Origin of the sequence: Cellulomonas sp. P24, from assembly GCF_024704385.1 — a bacterium.
Lineage (GTDB): Bacteria > Actinomycetota > Actinomycetes > Actinomycetales > Cellulomonadaceae > JAJDFX01.
Genome location: NZ_JAJDFX010000002.1, coordinates 4,060,138 through 4,086,242 on the forward strand (window position 1 = coordinate 4,060,138; position 26,105 = coordinate 4,086,242).

At 67.3% G+C, this 26,105-nt stretch carries 22 protein-coding genes and 1 other annotated feature; of the genes, 17 read left to right on the forward strand and 5 right to left on the reverse strand.

Annotated features, from left to right (window positions below; all coding sequences use genetic code 11):
* The 3 genes from LJB74_RS18920 to LJB74_RS18930 form a co-directional block, all read right to left on the reverse strand.
* Nucleotides 1–1,434: a GGDEF domain-containing protein gene (locus LJB74_RS18920; protein WP_259309980.1), complete on the reverse strand. Its 1,434-nt coding sequence runs from the start codon at nt 1,432–1,434 to the stop codon at nt 1–3.
* A 506-nt stretch (nt 1,435–1,940) separates the two neighbouring features.
* Nucleotides 1,941–3,257, reverse strand: coding sequence for a hypothetical protein (locus tag LJB74_RS18925; protein WP_259309981.1), 1,317 nt, complete (start codon nt 3,255–3,257; stop codon nt 1,941–1,943).
* Nucleotides 3,258–3,383: 126 nt separating this feature from the next.
* A complete protein-coding gene (locus LJB74_RS18930; RefSeq protein ID WP_259309982.1) occupies nt 3,384–3,809 on the reverse strand; it encodes a hypothetical protein in 426 nt (141 codons plus the stop codon).
* 358 nt (nt 3,810–4,167) lie between these two features.
* Between LJB74_RS18930 and LJB74_RS18935 the strand changes: the two genes are divergently transcribed.
* The 14 genes from LJB74_RS18935 to LJB74_RS19000 all read left to right on the forward strand — a co-directional run bounded on the left by LJB74_RS18935 (nt 4,168) and on the right by LJB74_RS19000 (nt 19,844).
* Nucleotides 4,168–4,956, forward strand: a complete 789-nt coding sequence (locus LJB74_RS18935; protein WP_259309983.1) for a nuclease-related domain-containing protein — start codon at nt 4,168–4,170, stop codon at nt 4,954–4,956.
* A 450-nt stretch (nt 4,957–5,406) separates the two neighbouring features.
* Entirely contained in the window at nt 5,407–6,615 is a 1,209-nt protein-coding gene (locus LJB74_RS18940) for an SIR2 family protein (protein ID WP_259309984.1), read from the forward strand.
* Nucleotides 6,616–6,641: 26 nt separating this feature from the next.
* Nucleotides 6,642–8,357 carry an ATP-binding protein gene (locus LJB74_RS18945; RefSeq protein ID WP_259309985.1) on the forward strand — a complete coding sequence of 572 codons (1,716 nt, stop codon included), beginning with the start codon at nt 6,642–6,644 and terminating at the stop codon, nt 8,355–8,357.
* A 181-nt stretch (nt 8,358–8,538) separates the two neighbouring features.
* Nucleotides 8,539–9,456: a hypothetical protein gene (locus LJB74_RS18950; RefSeq protein ID WP_259309986.1), complete on the forward strand. Its 918-nt coding sequence runs from the start codon at nt 8,539–8,541 to the stop codon at nt 9,454–9,456.
* Between the two features lie 464 nt (nt 9,457–9,920).
* On the forward strand, nt 9,921–11,477 hold the full coding sequence (gene mobF / locus LJB74_RS18955) for a MobF family relaxase (RefSeq protein WP_259309987.1): 1,557 nt from the start codon (nt 9,921–9,923) through the stop codon (nt 11,475–11,477).
* A gap of 65 nt (nt 11,478–11,542) precedes the next feature.
* On the forward strand, nt 11,543–13,528 hold the full coding sequence (locus tag LJB74_RS18960; protein ID WP_396125239.1) for an ATP-dependent RecD-like DNA helicase: 1,986 nt from the start codon (nt 11,543–11,545) through the stop codon (nt 13,526–13,528).
* Entirely contained in the window at nt 13,525–13,911 is a 387-nt protein-coding gene (locus LJB74_RS18965; protein ID WP_259309988.1) for a hypothetical protein, read from the forward strand. Before LJB74_RS18960 ends, LJB74_RS18965 begins: the two co-directional genes overlap by 4 nt.
* 60 nt (nt 13,912–13,971) lie before the next feature.
* Nucleotides 13,972–14,247 carry a hypothetical protein gene (locus LJB74_RS18970; protein WP_259309989.1) on the forward strand — a complete coding sequence of 92 codons (276 nt, stop codon included), beginning with the start codon at nt 13,972–13,974 and terminating at the stop codon, nt 14,245–14,247.
* 39 nt (nt 14,248–14,286) lie between these two features.
* Nucleotides 14,287–15,000 carry an SOS response-associated peptidase gene (locus tag LJB74_RS18975; RefSeq protein ID WP_259309990.1) on the forward strand — a complete coding sequence of 238 codons (714 nt, stop codon included), beginning with the start codon at nt 14,287–14,289 and terminating at the stop codon, nt 14,998–15,000.
* A 599-nt stretch (nt 15,001–15,599) separates the two neighbouring features.
* Nucleotides 15,600–15,878 (forward strand): hypothetical protein, encoded by a 279-nt coding sequence (locus tag LJB74_RS18980; protein WP_259309991.1) that lies wholly within the window; start codon nt 15,600–15,602, stop codon nt 15,876–15,878.
* Nucleotides 15,879–16,577: 699 nt separating this feature from the next.
* Nucleotides 16,578–16,694, forward strand: a sequence feature (AL1L pseudoknot).
* Between the two features lie 141 nt (nt 16,695–16,835).
* A complete protein-coding gene (locus LJB74_RS18985; protein WP_259309992.1) occupies nt 16,836–17,066 on the forward strand; it encodes a DUF2188 domain-containing protein in 231 nt (76 codons plus the stop codon).
* A 6-nt stretch (nt 17,067–17,072) separates the two neighbouring features.
* Nucleotides 17,073–17,633 carry a hypothetical protein gene (locus LJB74_RS18990; protein ID WP_259309993.1) on the forward strand — a complete coding sequence of 187 codons (561 nt, stop codon included), beginning with the start codon at nt 17,073–17,075 and terminating at the stop codon, nt 17,631–17,633.
* Complete coding sequence (locus LJB74_RS18995; RefSeq protein ID WP_259309994.1) at nt 17,626–18,990, forward strand: hypothetical protein; 1,365 nt, start codon at nt 17,626–17,628, stop codon at nt 18,988–18,990. The genes LJB74_RS18990 and LJB74_RS18995 overlap by 8 nt, the downstream gene beginning before the upstream one ends.
* 110 nt (nt 18,991–19,100) lie before the next feature.
* Entirely contained in the window at nt 19,101–19,844 is a 744-nt protein-coding gene (locus LJB74_RS19000; protein ID WP_259309995.1) for a hypothetical protein, read from the forward strand.
* 57 nt (nt 19,845–19,901) lie between these two features.
* On the opposite strand, the gene LJB74_RS20950 is transcribed toward LJB74_RS19000, so the two are convergent.
* Nucleotides 19,902–20,627 carry a hypothetical protein gene (locus LJB74_RS20950; RefSeq protein WP_396125198.1) on the reverse strand — a complete coding sequence of 242 codons (726 nt, stop codon included), beginning with the start codon at nt 20,625–20,627 and terminating at the stop codon, nt 19,902–19,904.
* Between LJB74_RS20950 and LJB74_RS20955 the strand changes: the two genes are divergently transcribed.
* From LJB74_RS20955 to LJB74_RS19020, 3 genes are read left to right on the forward strand one after another with little or no spacing between them, the layout of a single operon-like run.
* Nucleotides 20,574–21,776, forward strand: coding sequence for a tyrosine-type recombinase/integrase (locus tag LJB74_RS20955; RefSeq protein ID WP_396125127.1), 1,203 nt, complete (start codon nt 20,574–20,576; stop codon nt 21,774–21,776). The two genes, LJB74_RS20950 and LJB74_RS20955, sit on opposite strands and share 54 nt — an antisense overlap.
* On the forward strand, nt 21,773–23,980 hold the full coding sequence (locus tag LJB74_RS19015) for a site-specific integrase (RefSeq protein ID WP_259309996.1): 2,208 nt from the start codon (nt 21,773–21,775) through the stop codon (nt 23,978–23,980). The genes LJB74_RS20955 and LJB74_RS19015 overlap by 4 nt, the downstream gene beginning before the upstream one ends.
* 12 nt (nt 23,981–23,992) lie before the next feature.
* Entirely contained in the window at nt 23,993–24,514 is a 522-nt protein-coding gene (locus tag LJB74_RS19020; RefSeq protein ID WP_259307742.1) for a plasmid pRiA4b ORF-3 family protein, read from the forward strand.
* 210 nt (nt 24,515–24,724) lie between these two features.
* On the opposite strand, the gene LJB74_RS19025 is transcribed toward LJB74_RS19020, so the two are convergent.
* Complete coding sequence (locus LJB74_RS19025; RefSeq protein ID WP_259307743.1) at nt 24,725–25,903, reverse strand: S1 family peptidase; 1,179 nt, start codon at nt 25,901–25,903, stop codon at nt 24,725–24,727.
* Nucleotides 25,904–26,105 lie beyond the last annotated feature (202 nt).

Consider the following 26,105-nt stretch of genomic DNA (forward strand, 5'->3'; position numbering starts at 1 on the left):
TCACCAGGGTCGGTCCGCGTGCACGGCGCGGGTCAGCTCCTCGGGCACGGTGTGCTCGACGGCGAGGACAGTGCGGTCTCGGCCGGTCTGTTTGGCCCGGTACAGGGCGGCATCGGCGCGTGACATCATCGCTTCGATCGTCTCCGAACCGTCCCAGCAAGCCAGCCCCGCCGATACCGTCTGACCATCGGGAACCGACGCCCGCAGCCGTTCCAGGACCTCCAGTGCGCTCGGCAGGTCGCACCCGGGAAGGGCGAGGGCGAACTCCTCACCGCCCCAGCGCACCAAGAGGTCCTGCGGTCGAAGCTGCGAAGACCAGGACTTCGCCAGAGCGGCCAGCAACCTGTCCCCGGCGAGGTGACCACGAGTGTCGTTGTAGTCCTTGAAGGAGTCCAGGTCCAACACGGCGATGCACAGGACTTCGGGCCCGGCCATCATCTCGGGAAGCTCGGCGCGCCACACCCGACGGTTTGCCATCCCGGTCAGTGCGTCGGTGGTCGCCCGTCGGCGCAGCACCTCATACAGATCCGCTCGTTCCAGGGCTGAACCAAACTCATCGACGAGCATCTCGAGCGTATGAATGGTCTCGGCCCCAGCGGCCGGGCGTGGCTCGGACCAGGTGGCCACAACGACTCCGCTCACGACACCGCCGTGGCTGAACGGCTGAGCGAGAAGTGCCCGGGCGCCCGTCAAGGCGACCAGGCGGGGGTTGACCCGCGAGTCCCCATCCACGTCACCGATGTAGACGGGCTCGCCGGTCTGGAAGGCGAGCACCGACGCCGACGGTTCCGCCCGGCTCACCTGCACAGCCTGGAAGGGAACCCCGGCCGTCGCGGTGATTGTCAGGTGCTCTGGTCCGTCGGACTCGATGAGTAGAACGCAGGCCGCTCCGGACACGTTCATCACCGCCTCGCATGCGGACGATCGCGGGTCGGGGCTCTCGCGGATCTGACGTGCCGCACCTGCGATCGCGGCGATCGTCGCTTGACCGCGCTGGGCGGCGCGCTCACTTCGCGCCAGCTTCCCGACAAGCCGGGCCGTCGCCCAAGCGATCAGTACCGAGACAGCCAAGAAGACAGTGACCAGCCGCACGTCCTCGCGGACAAGGTGAGCAGTCGTGTCGGCCCGACGAAGCGTGAACGCGGCAATCGCCTCAAGCACAAGAGCACCGCCCACTTGCCTAGGCCGCTCATACAGCGCCATCCACACCACCGGGATCACCAGCGCGATCAGCCCCCCGGAATGCACCGAGCCCGTTCCCTGGACCAAGAGCATGAGCCCGGCGAAGGTGCCGGCCAGAACGCCCCACTCGACCCAGGCCGGAACCCGGCGAACCATCAGGACGACGACAGCCGGGAGCATTGCCGAGACCACCCCCAGACCGAGCGCGAGCGCACGTCCATCTGACACGTCGCCATTGGCCAGCGCCGTCAACGGCACCGAGGACGCGGCAAGTGCGAACGGAAGGACCTGCCTGATGGAACCGATGACCTGCCCGTCCGACCGGTCGTTCGCCTCGCGTGCAAGACCTCCTCGTACGAGCGACGCGACGGCCGAACGGCGCGTCGCGGTCCGTCGGGAACCTGGGCCGGTCTTCACAGCTCCAATACCTCCCCAGGCAGGTCAATCGGATCTGGCGTCGTTCAGCAGGCGCCAGCACGAGTATCGGCCCAATTCGGACCGAACCTGAGCAACGGCCCGCCCCCATGGACAGCGGCGTCCTGTGCCGGGTGGAACTTCGAGATGCTGTCGGCGACTGCTGCGCGGCCGACTTGTCTGGAAGTCGGGCGCTCGCATGTCGCCGATGACCGGACGACGCGGCGATGCGCACGCACGGCGGCGCGCTCAGCGCGCCAGCCGATCCGACCCAGTGGGCTTCCGTTGTCGGGCCGGGGGGCGGGTCTTCACTCGCGGGCGCCCCGCTAACTCCTCGGGGCGTGTCATCGAGCAGGTCCGTCTCCGATCTCGCGTCGGGCGATGGATGACTGGTCCTGGGTCCGGGCCTCGAGCCCTGCGCGGGGTGGCGTGTAGCCGGGCGCCATCGCGCGGATGGGGTGGTGCTGGACGACGTCGTACAGCTCGGTGATCCGGGACGTGGCTGACTCGGGTGGGGTGACGAGGCGTCCGGTGAGCTTGGCGGTGGTCAGGGTGGGGTCGTTTGTGACGTCGTCTCCGGTCAGGGCGCGGGCGGGGATGTGCAGTTGGCCGCTGTGGGCGAGGCGGGTGAAGGTCCGGGTGTTCCACTCGGCGATGTCGGCCATGACCTGGGCCGCACCGTTTAGTGCGGCCCCGGTAGGTCGCTCGCTGAGCCGGGTCGCCCCGCCTGCTGTCGGTCCGGTCAGGGGCGCAAGGGTCTGCAGGAGGTGCCCGATGGCGACGAGGTCGTCGCGCACGACGTCGTCGCAGGGGGCTGGAGTGATGAATGGGCGTAGGCGCACGGCGAGGTCCTGCCAGGTGCGGCCGTGTTCCAGGAGGCCATCGGTCGCTGGGTCCAGGACCCGGGACTGCGGGCCGTGGACGACGTCGGCGCCGTAGAACGCGGCCGCATGGGCGTGGATGGCAACACCGGCGGTGGCGAGGTCGCGCAGGGTCCCGATCGAGTGGTCGGGGTGGCTGACCAGTTCCCAGGACTTTCGCCGTAGTCGGAGGAGTCGGTCGCTGAGCTCGACGATCGGGTCACTGGTCCTGATCGGGTTGCCGAGTAGGCCGACGTCGTCGAGGCTCCCCGTCTCGACCGATGTGCCCCTTCCGGAGGCGGCGTCGCGGGCGTGGGTGCGGACACGTCCCATGCCGGGCAGTTGCCGGCGGACGTGGGTCCCTGGGATGCCGGCTTGAATGGCGCGCAACGCGAGAGTGTCCTCCATCGCGAGCATCGCGCGTGCGAGGTCGCCGACCCTGGCCAAGGCGGTGGCGCGGGGTCCGGGGTCCTCGATCAGGGCGGCATCGGGGGAGCGGGGGTGCCCGTTGGGGTCGTGGTGGACGGCGATGAGGTCACTGGCCGCGCGCACGAACTTCGCGGCCCGTGACCAGTGGCTGGTCAGCCCGGGCTGGCTGGTGAGGGTCGCGTCCCGCAAGAAGGGCAGCGGGCGCTCGTGTCCGGTGAGCTCGTCGATGGCGAGGGCCATGGACACGGCGGCGCGTTCGGTGGCCTCGGGGTGAATCGAGGCGAGGACTCCGGCGCGTCGGGCGGGTGTGACGAGGTGCCAGACGTGGTCGCCGAGGGCGTCGAGGGCGTCGCGGTAGTGGCCCAGGACCACGTGCGCGTCGGTGCGGTTGTTGAAGGGGGAGGCGTTGGACCAGGGCCGACCCGTCGTAGATGGCGCGGGCCGCCAGGTCCATCAGGTCCCCGTAGGTCGCCGGTCGGGCGATGGTGGTCGGGGTGGTCATGGCATCCGTCCGGTGACCTTGGCCCGCCCGGTGAACAGTTTGGGGGTGACCCGGGCCAGGCACAGCAGGTCCGGGACGTCCAGGTCGGTGGTCGCCAACGCGATGGCTCGGTGCAGGGCGGCGGTGGCGAGCTGGTCGATGATCAGTCGCGCCCGGGGTTCACCCTCGGTGGGGTCGAGCTGGCCGAGGTCAACCGCGGCGCATCGGGCGGGCAGATCGGGGTGGGCCCACTCGAGCTCGTCCTGGGCTTCGCGGAAGTCCATCGCCGCGTAGGCCAGGTCGACTGCCACGCCCAGGGGGACGGCGAGGCCGAGGTTGATGGCCGCGTGCCCGGCGGCGTAGGTCAGGGTCCAGATCCCTTCCCAGCCCGGGTCGGCTTGGTCGGTCAGGACTTCCGCCGGCGCGGTCCAGAGTCTTGTCATCGCCCACCACCTCCACGCTGTTCCCGGGTGGGCCCATGCCTGCCCGCTCCTGTCACGGTGAGGGCTGGTGTCCTTGCTGCGCCGGTGGGTCCCCGGATCTGTGGACGACGTGGCTCTCAACAACAGGTATGCGGATCCGACCGCAACACGCGAGGCGCACACCGCCCGAGGCCGTGGGAAGCACAAGGCGACGAGACCAGTGACGCTGACGACGCCGACAAGGCTCGACTCGTGGGGTGAACCGATGCCGCTGAACTTAGGGCTGACCGTCGTGATCGGGCGGTTGAGCGACGGGCCGAATGCCGCCGGGCCTCAATGCTCCCGTCGGGCAAGCCGATGACACGGTGTGCTCACGGCGATGAAGAAGCAGGTTGACGCAAGAAGTAACCGTCGGCGCGCAGGGGCGAGAGCCCGTCGGAAGTACGCCGCCCTGCGAAGGACTTGGCTGCGCCGTCACCGCAAGCTGTGGGCGTTGGCCACTCTGGCAGCCGTCGCCTTCTGGTTCGCGTTCTCATGGTTGATGAGACTGTTTCCCGGCGATCTGACGTGGGCAAGGGCCGCCTTCGCTGGTGCGCTCGGTGCGACGCTCATCGCGTTGCGCCAGTCCCCGCCGGTCTCGATCGCGAGCTGGCAGGAAGGCGCCTACGGCGAGGAAGCGACCGCGAAGCAGCTGCGAGTTCTGGAGAAGGAAGGCTGGGTCGTCCTACACGACCTGGTCAACGGCTCGGCGAACCTCGACCACGTCGTGCTTGGCCCTGGTGGAGCGTTCTGCCTGAACTCCAAGTGGTCGGGCTATCGGCTGGAGCAGACGGCCGAAGGGCGCTTCGTGGGGCGGCACCAGTACGACGAGGACCTGTACCGCGACGTCGAGTCGATGCTCCGCAAGGCTCGCGCGGAAGGCGCGGCGTTGAGCGGCCAGATCACGCAGCGGTGCGGTCAGAAAGTGTGGGTGCAGCCGGTCATCGTCTGGTGGGGAGACGTGGCAAGCGGCGGCAAGTCGCTTGACGGGGTCGGCGTCGTTCAAGGCAAGCACCTCGCTGATCGCCTTCGCGCGTTCAAGGGCGGTCGCCCCGTTCCGCAGTTCGACCAGGTCGTCGCCGCTCTTCAGCCGGGTCGCCACTCCCAGCGCCGTGTCGTCGTGACCTGATTGGCGGCGGGGTCCGAGCAGAGCCGCGGGCACAAGGTAGGTCCAGTCCGATCTGCGGAAGGCGATCGGGCCGGTCGTGGCCACCCCGGAGTCGAGCAAGTCGTCGCCGAAGCTGACTCGCCGCGCATGCACGTCCGTTTCGGCTCCCCAGAGGGCCGCGAGGAGCAAGCAGAGGCCGGGACACCTCTGGCACTCGTGGGCCAGTGTCTGCCCTCGCAAGGCAGCGGCTCCGTGTCTGGCCGCGATCCCGCGGCGTGCCCCTTCGCGCGGCACGGGGCGCACACGCATTCTCGAATATCCTGAGCGACGGTCTCGTCGCGAATTGGTGGCCGTACCCAATCCGGACACGGTTGGCCTGAGCTACGCTGACGGATGACGTTCGACCGGTCGCGGTGGTCGTAGCCACTAGGGCAACGTGTCGGAATGGCCCCGAGCCTAGGAGACCGAGAAGTGAGTGATCAGGCCAATGGAGTCGCGGGGCTCGTAGAGCTGCCTTCTGAGGTGCTTGGCCCCTTCACGCGCGCCTGGCAGTCGTTCGCTGTTGGCGAATCGGAGGATGATGCGGCCCAAGCATCGCGCGAAAACGCAGAGAGCGCAATGCGTGAGGAACTCGGCCTAATAGTAAATGCTGAGCACCTCGTAGTGTTGGCAGGCTCAGGTACATCGTTCAGTGTTACGCCAAAGAAGGGAGCGAACGCAAAAACGGCTCCGGGCATGGCGGACCTCTGGGCGACCGTAGAGGCGCTTCCCTCTTTCAAACACGCCGCAACAAAACTCAAGGCCGAAACCCTAGCAACCGAGAACCTTGAACTAGTGCTCTCAGAAGCGGCATCCCGCCTGTCATTCGAGAAGAGCGTTGACCTCCAGAGCTTTGTTGAAGCGGCCGAGATTGCCGTCTGGGAACAGTGCAACTTCGTTGACGACCATTCCGACCTGACGACCCATGAACTGTTCCTCCGAAAAGTCGCACGGCGCTCCACGCGGCTGCAACGGACTCAGGTATTCACCACGAACTATGATCTCGCTATTGAGACCGCCGCCCGCCGAGCACGATTCAACTTGATTGACGGCTTCGGTTATGGTGGACGCGAATTCGACGGCGGCTCGTTCGATCTGGACTATGTTCGTCGCCGACCGCATGAGCAATTGGCGCTCGAGCCGAGCGTATTCCATCTACTCAAGCTTCACGGTTCAGTTGACTGGGATGGCTCCGGTGGTGTTGTACGAAAGACTAGCGGGCGGCCGTCGAATCCCGTGCTCATCTATCCGTCCGTGGCCAAGTACCGACTTTCCTACCAGCAACCGTATCTGGAGTTCATGTCTCGGTTTCAAATTGCGTTGCGACAATCGGACGTTGGCCTGATTGTTGCCGGGTTTGGGTTCAACGACGAACACCTGGTGGCTCCGATCGAAGCCGCACTCAGGAGCAACATCGGCATGCGCGCCGTTTTTGTCACGCCGGGAGCGCGAGAGTCGGACCGATCAGAGACAATCGCGTGGATCGAAGACCTAATTCTCCGGGGCGATCGCCGCCTAACGCTCCTGCGCGCTACCTTCGCAGAACTGGTGAAGTGGCTCCCCGACGTCCCTCTACTCGAAGAGCGCGACGCGCACAACGAGCGCACTTCACAACGTCGACCGGTTGACATTCGGCCGTGAGACTCCACCCATTCACACCCGAGCGGATGATAGGCGTCGTCTTTCAAATCGAAGGGTCCTACGCGGACGTCAGCTTCGTCGCTGCGACACGACTCCCCAAGTCGCACTTTGGCGAGTATCTCGGGCGCGGTGAAGTTGGCGAGTTTGTCCTTATTGACGTAGGCGGCAGCGCGGCCTTTGGTCGCCTCCTTCGCGTTGGAGCCCCAACAACGAACGCTGATATCCTCAGCCAAAGCGAGCGCAGGCTTCCTGCCGACGGCCGCATTCAGCTCTTGAGCACGCTTCATCTCGACGGGCGATCGATTCGCGGAATTGTGAAGTACCCGAAGGTGGGTGACCCCGTCTATGCGGCCAGTGCCGAGGCGATTCTCTCGGTCCTAGGTGCTGTGAGCGGACCCTCGCGGCTTGTACTCGGCCGCCTGTCAGTGGATGAGTCGGTAGAAGTAGCGGTTCCGCTCTCTAGGCTGTTCGGCCGCCATTTGGCGATCGTGGGATCGACTGGGTCTGGAAAGAGTTGGACCATGGGACATATCGCCGAGAGTACCGCCCTCCTTGGCGGCAAGATGATCCTAATCGACGCTACCGGAGAGTTCCATACGCTCGGGAGCCGCGCAACGCATCTTGCTTTCGGTGCGCTTGACGATGAGCCAGACAGGACGAAGCTGGTCGGGATTCCGCACCATATGATGCGCGAGTCTGACCGTAGCGCTTTCTTGAACCCCTCCAGTGGGACCCAACTTCCCAAACTCCGCGAGGCAATCCGTACTCTCCGCCTTGCTCACGCCATTGCCAACGATGTCGGTGCAACCGGCGAGCACCGAGCTCTGGTCGCCGACGGGACGATTCGGAAGACGGGAATCAAGATTGCTACATTCGGTGGCGCAACCAGAAAATATGGCTCGACTATTGAGGATCCGCACGCTGCATTCGACATCAAACTGATCGGGACGCAGATTCAATGGGAGTGCGTCTGGCCAAGCGATAAGAATAGGCCCGACTGCTTCGGCTCGATGGATTATACGCAAATCGGGTATGTTAGCACCCTCGTGAGCCGGATTAACGACCTGCTGCAGACGCCGGAGGTCATGCAGGTCATAGATCCGCAGACCGGAACCTTGAACGTCATCGATGAGATCGCTTCGTGGATTGATAACCCCGGTGCCCACCTGCTCCGGCTGTCCCTACGTAACCTTACGTTCGCCAATCACCTCCGAGAGATTGTCGTGAATATTCTCGGGCAGGCGCTACTCGCTCGCGCGCGATCAGGTGCATTTCGAGTGAAGCCTCTTGTCGTCGCAGTCGACGAAGCGCATCAGTTTTTCGACGTTACTGTCGGTGATGAGTTCTCAAGTTCCAGGCTGAACGCGTTCGACTCAATTGCGAAAGAGGGGCGCAAGTATGGTCTGACAGTCTGCGTGGCGACACAGCGCCCCGGCGACCTGCCTGCTGGAGTCCTGAGTCAAGTTGGCATGACGATCGTCCACAGGCTTGCTGATGGTCGAGACCGCCAGCGCGTTGAACAAGCTGCCGCCGAACTCGATCACTCCGCAACGCGGCTTCTTCCTGGTCTCGTTCCCGGTGAGGCGATTCTCATGGGTGTAGATTTTCCGGTGCCCGTCAGTGTCCGGATCTCCCGTCCCGTTGCACCGCCCGCGTCTGACGGACCCCGATACTCGAGTTGGGGCCCTGGGGAAAGCGGCATCGGCGGAGACGGATCTGACGGGGAGCGGGACCGAGCCTGAATCTGACGGTTGGCGATTCCCTATGGGCCTCGTCGACCTGCGTTTCGTCGCTGAGTCCGGGGTTAGTCGGCCCAGAACGCCCTCAGCCGCCGCGTGGGCGGTGTCGCCTCATCGAGCCGGCTATGTCGCAGTGAGGTTGACCGTTCGCGTCCGTGTCGGCGGCTGGCCCTACTGTCTTGCCATGCCTGTTAGCGACGACGGAGAAGTCTCGACAGTCCGGTCGCGGGTCCCTGTAACGGCCGAGCAAGCGGAGCAGATCGAGGTACTCGCGCGGGCGGTGCTCCGATGGGCTCTTGGCAGGCCGAGCTCCGCGGACGATGCACCCGCCGAGGCGTCCCTGCCGCCGTCGAGGGTGCGACGAGTCGCCACCGTCGCTGGAAAGATCCTTGCGGGTGTGGCTGCGACCGTGGCCACGACCGCAACGACAGTCGCACGGATCGAAGCTCAGCGTCCCGAGAACTGGTCGGGCCTCGCCGGATACACCGAAGCCGTCCGGCTCGTCACTGACGGCTTCCCAGTTCTCTGGGTCCCCGACTGCGAGACGCTGGCCGCGCTTGCGTCAGCGCCCGACCGGCTGGCGCGTCAAGCGCTTCTTCTCTCCCGGCGGGACCAGGTTCTCGCTCACGCGCAAGCAGTTCTCGCGGAAGTCCACTCCAGCGATCTGGCAACTTCGCGTTTGCTTGCCGAGCAGGCCCTCGACTGCCTTCCATCCTTCCCGTACCCGGCCCAGTCGCTCGCGCTGCAGGTCGCGGCGATCGTAACCATGGGTGAGACCGGCTCGAAGACCTTCAAGCAACTTCAGGCGCGCCTAGATGAGGAGTTGTCGAAGCTCACCGCGCCCCGCGGCACCGCCCTCATCAGGGACCTCGGCGTAACGTTCATGCTCCTAGCGGCCGCCCCGGCCCTTGAGCAGTTCCGTGTGGACCGAGGGGACCGCGTTCCCTCGCGTCCGAACCGTCACGCCGTCGCGCACGTGTTGAGTCTCGAGCAGTACACCGAGGCGAATGCCCTGGAGTCGGTGCTCCTCGCCGTTAGTGTTCTCCGTCAGGCTGAGGCGTCGCGAACCGACCGGCTCGAGTCCGCGGCATACGAGTCGTGACGGTGTTGTCCGCCCGGGATAGGCCTGCCGCCCGACTACCTGCGCGAAAGCGGCAGGTGAGTCGCGTCTGGCGAGTTGTGACCTAGTCTTTTCGGCTCCGTTCGACGCGGAGGTGGTAGCCCGCCACTACTCCAAGATCAGCCGAGCATGTCGACTGCGTCAACGGACTTTGCGCACTTGCTCACGGCGGTCGTCACCACCCATTCCCATCACCGCAGGTCACGTGCCTCCGCCAACGGTTCCGCAAGGTTCCCATTTGGCTCGATTCCTTGGCGGAGGGCTCAACGCACACGGTGACGGTCAGCGTCGCGTCGCCGAGGTTCGTCTTGCTCCCGGAACGCTCCCAGTCCGCGCAGCCTCGCGTGTTGCGGCGCAATCCGCATACCTCGTTGTGTGAGGACCTGTCGTTTCGCCCGCCGCCGCCCGGTTTCGAGGTATCACGTGCCTGCGGGCGGTGGTCGGCGATGGTGATGACGATGCACCGGTTGTCGGCGGGTGCGGGCTTCCAGTACCTGCTCAAGCACACCGCCTCGGGGGACTGTGACCGCACGACGGCGTCGCCGTTGACGGCGTACTTCACCGACACGGGCAACCCGCCCGGGCGCTGGATCGGGGCGGGGCTGTCTGGAGTGGCAGATGGTGCCGGTCTGGCGGTGGGGAGCACGATCACTGAGCCGGCAATGGCGAACCTGTTCGGCACCGGCAAGGATCCCGTGACCGGGACAGCATTGGGGCGCGCGTACCCGGTCTTCACCCCGGTCGCCGAGCGCATCGCGGCCAAGGTCGCCGATCTCCCCGGCGCGATGACGACCGAGGCGCGGGCGAAGGCGGTGGAGACCGTCACCCGCGTGGAGCTGTCCAAGCCGCACGCAGGTGCGGTGGCGGGGTTCGATCTGACGTTCACGCCGCCGAAGTCGGTTTCGACGTTGTGGGCGGTGGCCGACGTCGCGACTGGGCGCGCGGTCCTGGCAGCGCACCAGGCAGCGGTAGAGGACGCGTTGGGGTTCGTCGAGCGGTCGGCTCTGTTCACTCGGACCGGCACGGGTGGGTGTGAGCAGCGCCCGACGCGTGGGGTGCTGGCGGCGGCGTTCGACCACTGGGACTCCCGGGCCGGAGATCCGAACCTGCACACCCATGTGGTGATCGCGAACAAGGTCCAGGGCGTCGACGGTCGGTGGTTGTCGGTGGACTCCCGGGCCCTGCACCACGCGGTCGTGACGGTCTCGGAGGTCTATGACGACCTATTCGCCGACCACCTGGCGGCCCGGTTGCCGGTGGCGTGGGGATGGCGTCATCGCGGCCCGCGCCGCTCGCCCGGGTTCGAACTGGACGGGGTCGATGAGGATCTGATGCGGGATTTCTCCACCCGCACCACCCAAATAGACGAAGCGATGACGGGCGCCGTCGCGAACTTCTACGCCGCCCGCGGGCGGGGTCCGAACCGCATTGAAGTCACCCGCCTGCGCCAGCAGGTCACCCGCGCCACCCGCCCGGGAAAGCACGTTCACCCGTTGCGCGACCTGCTGGAAACCTGGCGGGCGCGGGCGACAGCGCGCACCGGCAAGACCCCGGAGGAGCTCACGGCCGCGGTCCTGGTGGCCTCGCGCACGAGCGCAATCACGGCGGCGCAGGTGCCTGCCGGCGTCGTCGCCCACCTGGCCGAGCACACCACTGGGCAGGTGATGACGCGGCGTTCTACATGGACGAGGTGGAACGTGCTGGCCGAGGCGGCCCGGACCACGCGGGGTCTGCGGATGGCGACCGCGGCCGACCGCATCAGCTTGCTGGACCGGGTGGCCGACGCCGTGCTTGCGGGGTGTGTGAGCCTGGAACCCCCGAGCTGTTCACCGTTCCGCCCGAATACCAGCGCCCGGATGGCACGTCGGTGTTCACCCGCCCCGGGGAAGCCCGGTACACCCACACCCAAGTCCTGGAGGCCGAGGCCCGGCTCCTTGGCGCGGCCGAGGACGCTGCCGCTCCGGTCGCCCACGCCGTCGAGGCGGTCACCAGTCGGCCGTTGATCCGCACCGACGGGCGCACGGTCCACCTGGCCCCCGATCAGGTCGACGCCGTTACCGCGATCGCGATGTCGGGGCGGCGGGTTGACGTGCTGGTGGGTCCGGCCGGCACGGGCAAGACGACCACCCTGGCCGCGCTCAAGACGGTGTGGGAGCAGACCCACGGGCGGGGGACGGTCCTGGGGTTGGCGCCGTCGGCGACTGCCGCCGCCGAGCTCGCCGATGCCCTGGGGGTCGGGTGTGAGAACACCGCGAAGTGGTTGTACGAGTCCACCGGGCCCGGCGCCACCCTGCGGGCCGCGTACCTGCAGCGCCTGGCCATCGAGCGCACCCAGACCAAAGGTGCGTCGGGGCTGGGGAGACTGCGCACGATCGACACCGCGATCAACACCCTGCGTACTGAATCCGCCCGGTGGGCCATGCGCCCTGATCAGCTGATCATCCTGGACGAGGCGTCCCTGGCCGGGACCGCCACCGTGGACGCCCTGACCGCCCAGGCCACCAGGGCCGGGGCAAAGGTCCTGCTCGTGGGCGACCACGCCCAGCTGTCGGCCGTCGATGCCGGGGGAGCGTTCAACCTGCTCGCCGAACGCGGCCGACCGGCGCAATTGACGTCGTTGTGGAGGTTCACCCACCGGTGGGAAGCGGCCGCTACGCGAGGCCTGCGCACCGGGAACACTCGGGTCCTGGACGCGTACGCCGACCACGACCGGATCAGCGCCGGGGCCGCCGAGGCCATGTGCGAACAGGCCTACACCGCCTGGCAGACCGACACCGAGGCGGGCGTTCCCGCGATCCTGCTGGCCGCTGACGCGGCGACCGTGTCCGCGTTGAACACCCGGGCCCACAACGACCGCGTCACCGACGGTCTGGTCAGCGCGTCCGGGGTGACCACATCGGATGGGACGCTCATCGGGGTCGGGGACCAGGTCGTGACCCGGGCCAACAACCGGCGCCTGAAGACCCCGGGCGGGTACGTCCGCAACGGCGACCTGTGGCACGTCAACGCCTTCGGCGCCGACGGGTCGCTCACGGTCACCAGACTGGCCCGCGCCGGCACCCACGCCGGGCAATCAGCCAGCGACGAGCGGGCCGATGTGATCCTGCCCACGGACTACGTGAACGCGTACGTCGACCTCGGGTACGCCACCACCACCCACCGCGCCCAGGGCATCACCGTGGACCACGCCCACGTCCTGGCGGCCCCCGGCATGGTGCGCGAGAACCTGTATGTTGCGATGACCCGCGGGCGCGACAACAACCACGTCTACGTCGCGCTGGACGACACGGACCCGACGTGCGACTACCTGCCCGATACGCACGCAGCACCCGGTGGGGGCGAGGTCCTGGAGACCATCTTGGCCACCACCGGCGCCGAACGGTCCGCAACCCAGATGATCGCCGACCGCCAGAACCAGGCCGAGTCCCTCAAACGCCTCGAACCCATCCGCCACACCCTGCTCGCCGACGCCGCCGCCAGGCACTGGACCGCCGCCCTGCCCGCCGCGGGCCTGACGCCCGACCATGTCACCGCGGTGCTCGCCTCACCGGCCCGCGGGCCGCTGTTCACCGCCCTGGACCGCGGCACCGCCGCCGGTTACCCCATGACGAGTGTTCTGCGCGACCTGATCGACAGCCGGCCCCTGGACTCGGTCGAAGACCCGGCCCGGGACATCGCGGCCGTCCTGCATACCCGTGTCGCTGCCTGGCTGCACACCAAGGTCGCCGACCCCCGCGCCATCGTCGGCGTAGGGGAGTACGCCGAGATGTCGCCCGGCGCCGCAATGACCCTGGCCCAGGTCGACGAGCTCATCGCGGCGCGCCTCGACGCCCTGACCGAGCATGCGATCCGCACCGAGCCCGCCTGGATGGGACGCCTCGGACCCGAACCCGACGACGACGCCGCGAGAGCAGCCTGGCGCACGCAGGTAACCGCGATCGCGGCCCGTCACGACTACGTCGAGGGACCCACCCCGATGCCGGCACCCGAACCACCTCGACAGGTCGCCCCGGTGCTCACGCGCGACGCCAACGAATGGAGCAGGACATTGTGAACCCGATTACCTCGGACGCCGGGCGCGACCCGTTCTTCCCCGACCCGGTCCTGCATCAGCCCGGCGGCCCACCGCTGCCGATCCTGTGGGCCGCGCATACCCCCGAGAGCTGCCGCCACCTGTTCGAAGACCTCGAGCTGTGGGTCACCTGGCTCGTCGACCACTACTCCCTGGACCGCCGCTTCGTCCCCGAATGCTGGGCCCGGCACTGGGAACTCGTCGAAGAACTATCCGCTCTGCACCTGGCCTGGGAAGGGGCCTACGCCACCACCGCCCACGCCGACGCCGCCCTGACCTGGCACGAACGCCTCGCCCTCGCCCGCACCCGCCTCGCCGACTGGGTCGCACGCACCGGATGCCGACCCGGCGAACACCGCGGCTAACGGGCTCAGCGATGGCACTCGCACCGACGACCTGTCTGAGGCGCGTCGCACACTGTGCTGGTGGGTGAGGATCAGCGTCAGGAGACCTGGTACGCCCACTGTGACAGCTGGCAGCCGATCACCAACGCCCGCGCGATCCCCGACCGGCGCCGGCAGCACGAGCTCGCCACTCCGATCCCTGTCCGGGTCCGACTGATCTGGCAGCGGGACGGCACCGAGCTCCTCGACACGATCGCGGTCGGCTGGGCCGGTCAGCTGGTGCACGTGCAGGTTCGTGACGTGCGGGTGCGGATCGGGTTCGCCTGGGTGCACGCCGAGCACGTCGTGCGCCGTTGAACGCTGGCGGACCCGCGGCGGGGATGCGAACCTGGGCCGATGTGCGGAAGGTACGCGAGCTTCCGGCGTGACGACGAGATTGCCCGTGCCCTGATGGTCCAGCAGATCCTGGGTGAGGAACGCGACCCGTCGTGGAACGTCGCCCCCATGCAGGGCATCCGCGTGGTGCTCGAGCGCCCACCCCGGGAGGAGCCCGACGCCGCGCCGGTGCGCCAGATGCGCCGGGTCCGCTGGGGGCTCGTGCCGTCGTGGGCGAAGGACCCGAAGATCGGCTCGAGGATGATCAACGCGCGGTCCGAGACGCTCACCGACAAGCCGTCGTTCAAGGCCGCCGCGGCCCGCCGGCGCTGCCTGGTCCCGATGGACGGGTACTACGAGTGGATGAAGAACCCCGACGGCACCAAGACCCCGTACTTCCTGCACGCCGAAGACGAAGGTCTGCTGGCCGCCGCGGGACTGTACGAGCTGTGGCCGGACCCGGCCTTGGCGGAGGACGACCCGAAGAAGTGGATGTGGACCGCCACGATCGCGACCACCACAGCCACCGACGCCCTGGGGCACATCCACGACCGCACCCCCGTGTTCATCCCACCCGACCGGTACGACCAGTGGCTGGACACCCACCTGCAGGACACCACCGAGGTCGACGAGCTCCTGCGGTCCCTACCCGCGCCCGTCCTGCAGACCCGCCAAGTCGGCCCGGCCGTCGGGGCCGTCCGCAACAACGGACCCGAACTCATCGCCGCCGTCTGATCCGAACTCGCAATGCGGATTTCTGGCCGTTCACGGCGGCGCGAGCATTCTCGTCACGACATGAGTTCGAGTAGGGAGGCAGAGAGAGCCGCAGCCAGCTTCTCATCGTGCTCACGTTGACACTCTCTGCACTACCGAAGCAGTACACCGCGTAGCACCAGACCCGACTGCGGTAGATGCGGATGATCTGGAGTTTTGGAGGACGGGTCCGGTACCGAGCTCGAGCCCGAGTGCTTGAATGGCGCCGAGGCGACACGCCGATGGCGTGGCGCCGCCGGCGCTCCCCTCGGCCTTCGCCTGGCTCGGTGCCCATTTCAGTCGTCGTCGGTGGCATGGGGTCATCCGGCTCATCAGGGGGTTCTCATGACCGCGCCGGTTGCACCCACTTGCGGATCCCGTCGCGCCGCCCATGCCTGGCGTGACCTGTCGACGGGGGCCCGGGTTGTCGTCGCCGCGGTGCTCGCTCTCGTGGTGAACGGGCCGAGCTCGATCGATGGCACCCTGTCCGGTGGGTGCGTCAGCACCTCCGGTGCTGTCAGCGTCCGGCAGGGTGCACAGTGAGCGTGATCCCGCCAGGAAGGCCGGCGCCGCGTCGCGGTGTGCTGCATCTGATCTTGGCGCTTCCGCTCAGTGTCATAGGCGCTCTCCTCGCGCTGGGCTTCGCGTCGTTCCAGTGGTGCGGCCTCACCGAGTGCAGGTGGGGGGACCGGGTTTCGCCGATCGCCGTCGGGGTACTTGCCCTCGTTGCCGGGCTCGTCGTCGCGTCACCGTTCTGGCTGGTCCGCTGGACGCACCGCGCACCTGTCCGCGTCGCGGTCGGATTGATCCTGACGGCCGTGGTCGCCATCTTCGGGTACCTGGTAGTCACGCATCCGTGACGACAAGGCCGGAGGTGTGCGGGCGATCTCGTGAGTGGAGACGACACGCAAAGGAGCACGTCTGGACCCGGGTGTGATGGGTGCGTGGACCCCCAACGACCCCGACATACGCTGCGTGGTCTTGAAGTGGACCGGTTGTCTCGACGCGTCCATGGCGCCGCCGAACGACCAGGCGCAGCGGGCATCGGCTGTGGATCAGGGGCCTGCACGGTCTGGTTTGGCCGGGCATCGTCCATGACAGCGAACTCATCGCCGGACTGGAGCTGCAGAACCGCATCCATCCGATGCACAGCGCCTCGCTTTTCGATGGCCTCACGCACTACCTCCTTCTACTGAAGGAGTGCGTGGTTGAGGTGGTTGCCCGCGATCTGGCGGTTCACCGCGTTGAGCGCACAACGGTCGAGGCAGCGATCCGAGCCCGCGCCTGTCGGATCGACCGCTCATCGGGCATGTGCGAGCGTCGGCCCTCCGAGCATTTGAGCGACGCGGTCGCCCGGCCCGCGAAGTCGGAATGTCTGCAGCCACCTGGCTTCTGCCTCCGCGAGAGGAAGATGCGGCGCAGCCTGTGGTGGCATCACAGCAGCGCTCTGGCCCGGGCGCTCGTGTGTGGATTCGAGGGCCGCGAGTCGACGTCGGCTGAAGACTGACCCCCTGGCCCCGACGACACGGGGTTCACTTTCGGGCGACGTTGACACCGCGGGTCTCTTTGGGGGCGGAGGTCGATCGCCAACACAAGAGGTAGTCGCCTTCATCGACGCGAACCGTGACGAGCTCGGTGTCGAGATGCCCATCTGAAGCGTGCTGCAGGTGGCTCCGAGTACGTGATAAGCGGCCAAGACCCGCACCCCCTCGACACGGACGGGCCGCGACGGGATTCTTCGCCGGGCGCTGTCGGTGCCGGGTGGGATAGTCGACGTGTCCGAAACGCGTGGTGGCCAACATTGGGAGTTGAGACCAGTGGCAGCGAACCGAAACGTCGTACCGAACCGGGCCGGCGGCTGGGACGTGAAGGGCGGGGGCAAGCGCGCGTCCGCGCACACCGACACGCAGGCACAAGCAATTGCGCGGGCGAAGCAGATCGTCGCCAACCAGGGGGGCGGTGAGGTGACCATCAGCGGACGGAACGGCAGGTTCCGCGCGAAGGACACTATCGACCCGGGCAACGATCCGCGAAACCTCCCGGGCTGATCGGTCGTGGGCGAGACGTCAGCGCGCGAGGCTCGGCTCCGGGCGAAGCTACAACCGGCCGCTCTCCGCGCAACCCTCACATTCGCGGGCTTGTTTCAGCTCACGCACGAGATGATCAAGAGCATGGTCCTCGACGATGTGAAGGGGTTCTTCGGATTTGTCGCCGACGGCGTCTGGCTCCCCGCGTCTGGGGAAAGTGAGTATCGTCGCGAGGTCCTTGAGCTCGCGCTCGGCAAGCCGTTCGAGGCATCGCTGCTGTGGCTTCAGAGCATGGATGCCGTTACGAGCGAGCAGGCGAAGCGCCTCGATGACATCTACGCACACCGGCACCGGCTGACCCACGAGCTCGCGTCCTACCTGGCCGATCCCGACCTTGACCCCGATGTCGACCTGTTCGTGGATGCGCTCAAGACGCTCTCGGACATCGCGCGGTTCTGGACTCGGGTCGAAGCGGACCTTGGGAGTTTCGATCGCTTCCCGGAGGTTGACCTCGACGAGGTCGTCAATGGCCGTGTCGCCCTCCTCGGGCTCTGTATCCAGGCGTACAGCGGGGGTCTGGATGGTTGACCGGGCTGACCGCGACGCGGGCGGCGGCCACGCAGTCGACGGAGCGAGCGCACTTGTTGGCCTGCAGACACCCGATTCGCGGACGCTGGCCGTCACGCCGTGGGGACTCGGTCTGGGTGTTGCGATGCGAGCCGAGGACTCGGCATCGATGTGGGCCGAGGAGGCAGGGCGCCTGCGTCTCGCCGATGACGTCGCGGAGGGCACCAGACGGGCGTTCGCAGAGCTCGCCGGCCTCTTGCCGTATGGGCTGTTGCACTACTCCCTTTTCACGCTGATCCACGACCGCGTGTTGTTTGTCCTCGAACTGGCGCTGCGTGATCGGTTCGTCGAGCACCACCAACGCGAGCACGATGGCTACGTCGAGTTCCGGCGAAATGGGCGCGACTACCCCACTCGCGTCGACAAGTACGGCGATGTGGTTGCCCAGGCCCGGAGATTGGGAAGAGGGGCCGAGATTGCGGTCCAGCCGCCTGGCCGCGCCGAGAGCACAGTTCGGTTCAACGGATCGTTCAGCGCACTAATCGTGTGGGCTCGCGAGCTCGAGTTCCTGTTCGGGCAACGTAGCGCTGCAGCCGAAAACGTGATCAGGAAGCTACGCAACGACGTGGCGCACCCCGACGGGTATCGTCTCCTGTGGCCAGGGGACGTGTTGCTCACCCTTCGCGACCTCGCAGAGATCATCAACCACATGTGGGGCCACGTCACGCCAGGCGGCAGGCTCTATCCCGGACCAGTCGAACGACACACAGTCGCGTTGGCTTGGAGCGAGAACGGTGACTCGTGCGCGACCTTGGCCCGCAACCTCGCCGATCCAGGCGACTGGGACGGCTACTCGCAGTTCGCGTTGGTGATGGCCACGTGGCCCGGATCGGCGGACCTCCACGAGTACGACTCGCGGTTCGAAGTGACCGCTGCGCCAGTGGGCTACCTGTGGGGCCCTGGTAGCCGCGGCGCGGCGCTCGAGTACCTCGAGGCCAACCCACCGCGGCGCGATAGTGCCACGATGCTGGACCGGCGGTTCCTCGTTCGTGTCGACGCCGACCGCATCTGGCAACCGATGAGACCGGAGATCGCGGCGGCGCTCGCGGGGGAGGCCACGGGCGGCAACTGGCACCTCATCCGCGCGGACACACCCGCTGCGGCGCTTCGACACGTCCGCGCGCTCGTCTGTAAGGCGGAGTGCACGGACGCACGCACATGCCCCGTGTGCCACGCCGGCAACCTCGCCAGCGGCCCGCTCCAGTCGATGCTCTGCGACGCCGGCGAGGGTGCGCGTGTGCTCCCGCCGGACTTCCGTCTGCCGTCGCTCGTGAGCGGGTCGCGGTGGCTCTCCGTGGAGGCTGGCGCAGCCACCTGACGTGCCTACCGGCGTCTGCGGCGATCGCCCCTTCGACGACGCAAGCTGGATCTTGCCGTATTCCCTCCTACAGGCCCATCAATGTCGGTGATCGCGCAGATACTCGCCTCATGACTGATGTCGCCTACATGGTGCGCGAAGACTGGGCGCAGCACGGCACCGCGATGGTGCCCCAGAGTGCTCTCATCCGAGACTGGCTCGGCGACCTGCCGCTCCTGTTGGCGACGAACGACCTCAAGAAGTACAGGGACGAGCACAGCGCGGATCGCGAGTTCGTCGGGTACCTGCTCGGCAACACCCCTTCCCCCAAGATCGCGGCATTCGCGGACGTCGACCAGCTGCGCCGCCCGGGCGACGCCGTCAGGGGCTGCATGGTTGCTCTGCACCCGTACGGCGAGCAGAATTGCGAGACGCTCCGTGAGGTCATTGTGGCGGGGCGAATCTCGCGCGTCTTCGTGATGGTCTGGGCGCCCACCGAGGCGATTCGCACCATGCTGGACGGGCTTCGCGGGGTCGATCTACACACCGGCGTAGCAGCGCCGGCCCCGGACCCTGTCCAGTTTGAGGCCGCCAAGAGCATGGTGGCGGAGCAGTACAACGGGCTCGCTTCAGGCAACGGCAAGGACGCGGTAATTCAACTTGTCCGAGCGTTTACGGCCGAGGGCTACCCGCTCGATGTTGAGAGCTGGCTCCGCGCGTTCTTCGGCGCTGGCGGCGAGTTCGACGAGGCTCGGAAGGTCCAGAACCTCATCAAGGAGATGCAGAAGGGCGTTCGACACCGTGTTGAGCAGCGCTATCGCCCCGACATCGTGGACATCCTCCGGCGGCGCGCTGCGGAGAACTCGTCCGCCTAGAGCGCCCGCTCGCAACCACTGCCAGCCGTTCGGTGCGCTCGACGCTTTGGATGAGGTTCAGTTGATGCTTGCGGTGGCGTCAACGTCCACGCGGGCACAACAGGTGGCCGGCGCTCGCTCCATGTGGACGACCCGCGACTGGTCGAGCTTGGAATCCTCGTGATCCGCGCTCTGCTCGACGATGCGGCCCGCGGTGGCGATCGCGCGGGACGCCGCTTCGCGTAGTCGGCTGGCGTCGCCGTCTGCCCATCCGGCTACGTAGGGCACGGAGTATGCGGCGCTCTCTAGACCTGCGGAAGCGGTGACGAGGTAGGCGATGGACTCTGCTTCGACCTCGGCCTGTCCGCGGCACCGGTGGTTGATGGCGTAGTCCGGGAAGCGGTGTTCGTGGTCGGCGCGGATGTGGCCGAGTTCGTGGGCGAGGGTCTTGACGGCCTGCGCTGGGTCGACGTCGTCGCGGACCCGCACGACGCGTTGCCCGAACGACGTGTAGCCGTTGGCGCCGCCACACGGTCCACGCTCGAGGCCGAACCCGTCGGCGTTGGCGAGCGTGGCGAGGTGGTCCCAGAGGTGCTCCGGCGCGGGGCCGTGCAGGGGTTCGGTGGCGACGTCGGGTAGGGGTTGGCCGTCGGTCTGGGTGAGGTCTTCTCTCGAGATTTCGTGGTCTTGGTCTGAGGTTCCCGTGGACGCGGGGTTGTTCGTAGCGTCCGGCGTCGAGTAGGAACGGTCATGACCATCGAGTTCGGTGTACCGGCACAGGTTGTCGAGGAGTTCTTGGAGCATCTGGCCCGCCGGGGCCGCGGGTCGTACACGACCCGCGCGTACCGACTGGGCGTGCAGGACTTCGGTTGCTGGCTCGCTGAGCGTGAGCAGTCGCTGGAGGGTGTCTCCCGTGCAGATGTGGAGGTCTACGTCGATGCGTTCGCCCGCGGCTACCGCACCGGCGGGCGACCGCCACGCGAGCAGCGCACGTCGGTCGTCGAGCTGACGTCCAAGCAGCCCAGGGGTTCCGATGGACGGCGCGCGCCCCGCACGGTGAACCATCGGCTGAGCGTGTTGGGGTCGTTCTTCGGCTACCTGATCGACCGCGACACCGAGGCGGGTGAGGGCACCTGGGCTGACAGGGTCAGCCCGGTGCCGCAGGCCCCGGCTGTCGGTCCACGGCACGGGCGCCCGGGTGGCGGCGATGCACCGGTACGTGGTCGCGCTGAGCTGCGTCGGCGCGAGCCCCGCAAGTTGCCACGCGATCTGGACCCGGCGGACGTGCAACGACTGATCGACGCGGCGCCATCCGCGCGTGACCGGGCGTTGTTGATCCTGTTGTCGCGCACCGGTCAGCGGATCGGTGACTGGAGCCCCGAGCACGGCCGGCACGGCGTGCTCGGGATGACCCTGGCCGATCTGGACCGGCGCACCTCGACCGTGACCGTGCTGTTGAAGGGTGCGCGCGATGAGCATCGCGTTCCGGTCACCGCACCGTTCTGGGTCGCGTTCGACCGTTACCTGAGCGACGAGCGCGGCGATCCGCCCACTCAGGCGGTGTGGGTCGGTGCGCGACGTGGCCGTGGCCGGCCGTTGTCGTATGGGGCGTTCGAGGCCGGGCTGCGGCACCTGGCCGGCAAGGTCGGGATCCCGGTGACAGCGCACATGTTCCGTCACACCGTCGCGACTGCTCTGGTGGAGCATTCCGGTGTCGCGGTCGCCCAAGCCGTCCTGGGACATCGTCACGTCGGGACCACTGTCGATGTCTATGCCCACGTCGACCGCCACAGTCTCGTCGAGGCCGTGTCGGCGTTCGAGCAGCGGCCGGTGATCGATCGCGCGAGAACCCACGCAGGCCGCGAGAAGTACGCGTTCCATTACGACCTCCGCACGATTGAGGAACTCGACGCACTCGCCCATCCGCGACTGGTCAACAAGGAGCAGCGATGACCGGGCGCGCCGCGCAGCTGGCCGCCGCCCGGCAACTCGCGGTGGCTCCCTACGACCGCGCTGGCGTGCTCGCGCACCTGGGTGCGGAGGTCGCCGGCTACCGGTTTCGTCATCGGTCTCAGGGGCAGCGGATGCTGCGCGCGACCGGGTTCACCCTGGACGCGCTCGACCGGCTGCCCGGCGAGCGGCTGGCCGATCGCTGGGAGGCGTTCGAGGCGCAGGTTTGGCCGCGGTGGCTCACCGGTGACGGGAGGCCACCGGTGCACGACACCTGGACGTGGGGGATGTGGGCGTTGGTGACCTCGCGGCTGGTCCGACCGTCGTGGCCGTTCCTCACCTGGACCCGCACCACGCAGTGGGTCGCACGTCTTCCTTTCGACGACCCCATGACCAGCGCGCATGCGCAACTGGTGACCGCAACGGCGGCGTTGCCGTTCGGGACACCGATGTTCGCGATGAACGCGGTCAATCGCGGACTGCGGGCGCTGCTCCACTGCGGTGTTGATGAGCTGTCGGGGCTGAGCGAGGCGGATCTGCGCGCCGCCGGTCGGGGCAAAGGCGCCGACGTCCTGGACGCTGCGCTCTGCCAGCTCGGGGTGTTCACCCGGACCCCGCAGCGCGGCACCTTGCGCTGGAGAAGCGTTGGACGGCGCGAGCCAGCAGACCTTGCTGGTGTCGCGGGCGTCCCGGAGATGTTCCGGCAGGTCGCTGGTCTGTACTTGGAGCACTACTCCCGGCGACTGTCGGACAACTACGCGACGTTGCAGCACAAGGCCCGGGCCTTGGCGCACTTCTTCACATACCTGCAGGCCACCCATCCGCAGGTGACGTCGTGCGCGCAGATCACCCCGGCACACGCGCGTGGCTTCGTCGGCCATGCGGTGGAGCAGGCCAGGACCGTGCAACGCGGACGGCACAAGGGCAGCGGGGACACCACCAGCGCCCACGCCTGGCTGGTGGATGTCCGGTGCTTCTTCGCCGACCTGTGCACCTGGGCAACTGAAGCTGACTCGCCGTTCGCCGCGCACTGCCCGAGCGTGGTCCCGCTGACCCGCCACGACCTGCTCGACAGCGGCTTCACCGACGCCCGCAAGCGCACCGAAGCCCGCCTGACCAGGACCGTGCTGGACCTGGAACGGGAGATCCCGAACATCCGGGCGTTCGCACTGCGTCGCTGGCATGAGACCCAGCAGGCCCTGAGGATCGACGAGAGCGGCGAGGGGTTGCAGCGTGCGGAACGGATCGCGTTCTGGGACTGGGCGCTGCTGGAGTTGCTGCTGACCAGCGGGCTGCGGATCGAGGAGGCCTGCGAGCTGACCACCTTCGACATCCTCAAGCGGGCGTTGCCCGACGGCAGGTTGTACTACCTGCTGCACGTCAAACCCTCGAAGTTCGACCGGGCCCGGGTGATCCCGATCGGAGACCAGCTCGGCCGGGTGATCGCCGAGATCATCCGGCACGTGCGTGGCTTCTACGGCAGCGACCACGTCCCGGCCTGCGACCGCAGGGATGAGCACGAGAAGCGGGCACTGCCGTGCGCGCCCTACCTGCTGCAGGGCCGAACCCACCCGAGCACGCTGAACAGCCAGACCATCCGGGGCCGGTTGAGCGCCCTGTCGCTGGCCGCCGGCGCCACCCACAGCGACGGTCGGCCGCTGGCCCTGACCCCACACGACTGCCGGCGGGTGTTCGCCTCCGAACACCTCAATAGCAACACCCCGGTACACGTCATCCAGGCGCTGCTCGGACACGCCACGGTGAACACCGTGATGATCTACGCCAAGCTCTACCCGACCCAGCTCGTCGAGGAGTACCGCCGCGCGATGCGGGGCCTGTACGGCGATGTCTACGGACCTGCGGCCAACCGTGCGCCGACAGACCAGGAGTGGGCGGTGTTCACTGCGAACTGCTCGATGCGTGACATGGGCACCCACATGTGTGCGCTGCCGACCGGTGAGCACTGCCCCCGCGGGCTGGTCTGCCTAGGTTGCGGGCACGCCCAGCCCAAAAAGAGCGCCACCCCGATCTTCCGGCGGATGCTCCTGTCCCACACGCGCGCGCTCGAGCGGGCCCGCGAGGCCGGTGAACCCGCCGGACAGCTCGCTGCCCGCGAACTGGAGGTCGAGCGGATCAGCAGTGCGCTCCAGCGCGCCCAGGAGCTCACCGCAGACGCGGCTGCGGCGTTGGAAGCCGCCGCGGTCTGACACGATCAGAGCGTGAGCAGCACCTGGTTGTCGATCCGCGTCGACCTCGTATCCGGTCGCGCCGATGAGTTGTGGCCCCGACCGGGACGGATCTTCGCTGCCGCCCGCAGCCACACGTTCAACCAGCTCGCCACGGCGATCGATGACGCGTTCGCCCGCTGGGACCGCTCGCATCTGCACCAGTTCTACCTCGCCGACGGTCCCCGGATTGGTGACCCGGAGTGGGCTGACGACGTCGACGACGAGGTCCTCGACGGGGCACGGCTGACCCTCGGTCGGCTCAAGGCGGGCGATCAGTTCGTCTACGAGTTCGACCTCGGTGACAGCTGGCTGCACCTGTGCACCGTCGCCCCGCGGCGCATCGACCCGGCCGAGCAGCTCGGCATCGTCCCGACCCGGCCGTTGCCCTACTGGGGCTGGGGATCCATCCCCGACCAGTACGGCCGAGCCTGGGACGGGGACGACGGCGAAGACCCCACGCCCAAGAACACCAAGGGTGTCGACCTACCCAGCATCGGACCATGGCAGCGGTGAGAATTGAGCGGGGGTTACCTCCACGCACGCGGTGTGCTTCTTGTCGGCATCGCAGACGGCCAAATCGCTGCCGAGAGTGCCCTAGTCGCGCGTCAGACCTTGTGGGACCCAACCGGACCTCGGTAACACCTATCGTCCCAAGTCAGGAGGGCATTCACGACCGGCCGATGGTCACGACGGCATAAGCGGCCCAGGGGGTCATCGACGTGATCACGACGTCTTCACGGTGAGCCCGAAGACGCTATCAACGGTTCGCGCAGGCATGTACCAGCCACGCGAAGCATCGGACGTGAGCCTCGCCTCGACCATCCCAACAGCGATGGTCGATGAACTGCCGCTCGTTGCTTCCACAGGCCCTCCGCTGTCGCCAGCGCTGAATGCCGCCTGTGACCACGTCTGAAACGCGGACACGAGGCCAGTAATCGTCTGCCCGTCGTATGACACGCTCTGCCCGGTCGCCGAGATCCTGACACTACAGACCTCACGGTCAGTTGCGCCATCGGTACACAAGAGTGTTCCAACGGTGTCGGTGGAGGACACACCGGTCACGTGCCGCTGGGTTGAAGTCGGGTCGGACCACACGTAGCCCGAGGACGACGCGAAGATGAGTTCGCCGTCCATGTTCCCGCTGAACTGACGCACACCCACGCTTCCGACGGAGTTGCCGCCGTTTGTCCATGCGCCCGCTCCGCAGTGGCCGGCAGTCGGAACCACCGACGATCCCGCTCGGCTTGCGGAAAACCATGAAGTACAAGAACCAGACCCTTGATCAATCTTGTCGCCACCGAACCATGGGGCGGAGTCATTTGTGCGGCCAGCGCTTCCAGACGCATTTTGACTGCTCGCGTCCACCGTCACTGCGTCTCCGTAGCGAGCCGTGATAAGTGCGGCGTTGGCTGGGGAGTAGTTCGACAAGTGGACGACAACGGTGTTTGACGTGATGTCCGGCCCCCAACTTGACAGCACGATTCCTTCGGTCTTGAGTCGTGATTGATCCGTGTCAATCTGTCCCGTGATGCTGGCCATTTGGGCGAGGGTTCGCTTCACGAGGCGAACAACCACTGGAACTCGTCCGTCTGCTGGAGCGCCAGGAGCGGAAGTGAGCAGATTCGCCGCGACACCAGCCGATGCTGCTATGGCCTCGCTTACCTGTGTCGTCGGCGGGCCCACATGGTCAAGCTCGACACCGGTGTTTGTGATCTGAATTCCGGCAAACCCGGCCTCGCCCTGAACCTTCTCTGTGAGCGCCTCCGCGACGGCGCGCGCAGCGAAATTCAAGGAGTCACTTGTTGAGTAGTCCGGGCTGATCGACATGGCGTCCGCTGGCGCAACCCAAAGTCCGGAGCCAACGACCACGCCGAGCGCGGCGATCGATCCCCAAGAGCCCATCCACCTGCGCGTCATCCTTGGTCGCAACACTGTGCCCCCCTCAATGTGGCGGCGCCAGTCCACGAAGCAGGCGTCACCGTGGCGCGCCACCACGCGAGGTTGTCGATCGGCGGCTTCCCACGCTGGACCGCTGGTGGTGCTTGTCGTCAACGCTAGCGCCAGGTAACGTCGACCCGCAAGAGCCAATTCGGGACTCGACGTT

What these genes read in the sequence shown, in the direction of transcription:
- LJB74_RS18930 (WP_259309982.1), bottom strand. Translation starts at nt 3,809, where the DNA reads ATGACAAGACTCTGGACCGCGCCGGCGGAAGTCCTGACCGACCAAGCC.
- LJB74_RS18935 (WP_259309983.1), top strand. Translation starts at nt 4,168, where the DNA reads ATGAAGAAGCAGGTTGACGCAAGAAGTAACCGTCGGCGCGCAGGGGCG.
- LJB74_RS18945 (WP_259309985.1), top strand. Translation starts at nt 6,642, where the DNA reads ATGATAGGCGTCGTCTTTCAAATCGAAGGGTCCTACGCGGACGTCAGC.
- LJB74_RS18950 (WP_259309986.1), top strand. Translation starts at nt 8,539, where the DNA reads ATGCCTGTTAGCGACGACGGAGAAGTCTCGACAGTCCGGTCGCGGGTC.
- mobF (WP_259309987.1), top strand. Translation starts at nt 9,921, where the DNA reads ATGGTGATGACGATGCACCGGTTGTCGGCGGGTGCGGGCTTCCAGTAC.
- LJB74_RS18960 (WP_396125239.1), top strand. Translation starts at nt 11,543, where the DNA reads ATGTCGGGGCGGCGGGTTGACGTGCTGGTGGGTCCGGCCGGCACGGGC.
- LJB74_RS18975 (WP_259309990.1), top strand. Translation starts at nt 14,287, where the DNA reads ATGTGCGGAAGGTACGCGAGCTTCCGGCGTGACGACGAGATTGCCCGT.
- LJB74_RS18995 (WP_259309994.1), top strand. Translation starts at nt 17,626, where the DNA reads ATGGTTGACCGGGCTGACCGCGACGCGGGCGGCGGCCACGCAGTCGAC.
- LJB74_RS19000 (WP_259309995.1), top strand. Translation starts at nt 19,101, where the DNA reads ATGACTGATGTCGCCTACATGGTGCGCGAAGACTGGGCGCAGCACGGC.
- LJB74_RS20955 (WP_396125127.1), top strand. Translation starts at nt 20,574, where the DNA reads ATGACCATCGAGTTCGGTGTACCGGCACAGGTTGTCGAGGAGTTCTTG.
- LJB74_RS20950 (WP_396125198.1), bottom strand. Translation starts at nt 20,627, where the DNA reads ATGCTCCAAGAACTCCTCGACAACCTGTGCCGGTACACCGAACTCGAT.
- LJB74_RS19015 (WP_259309996.1), top strand. Translation starts at nt 21,773, where the DNA reads ATGACCGGGCGCGCCGCGCAGCTGGCCGCCGCCCGGCAACTCGCGGTG.
- LJB74_RS19025 (WP_259307743.1), bottom strand. Translation starts at nt 25,903, where the DNA reads ATGGGCTCTTGGGGATCGATCGCCGCGCTCGGCGTGGTCGTTGGCTCC.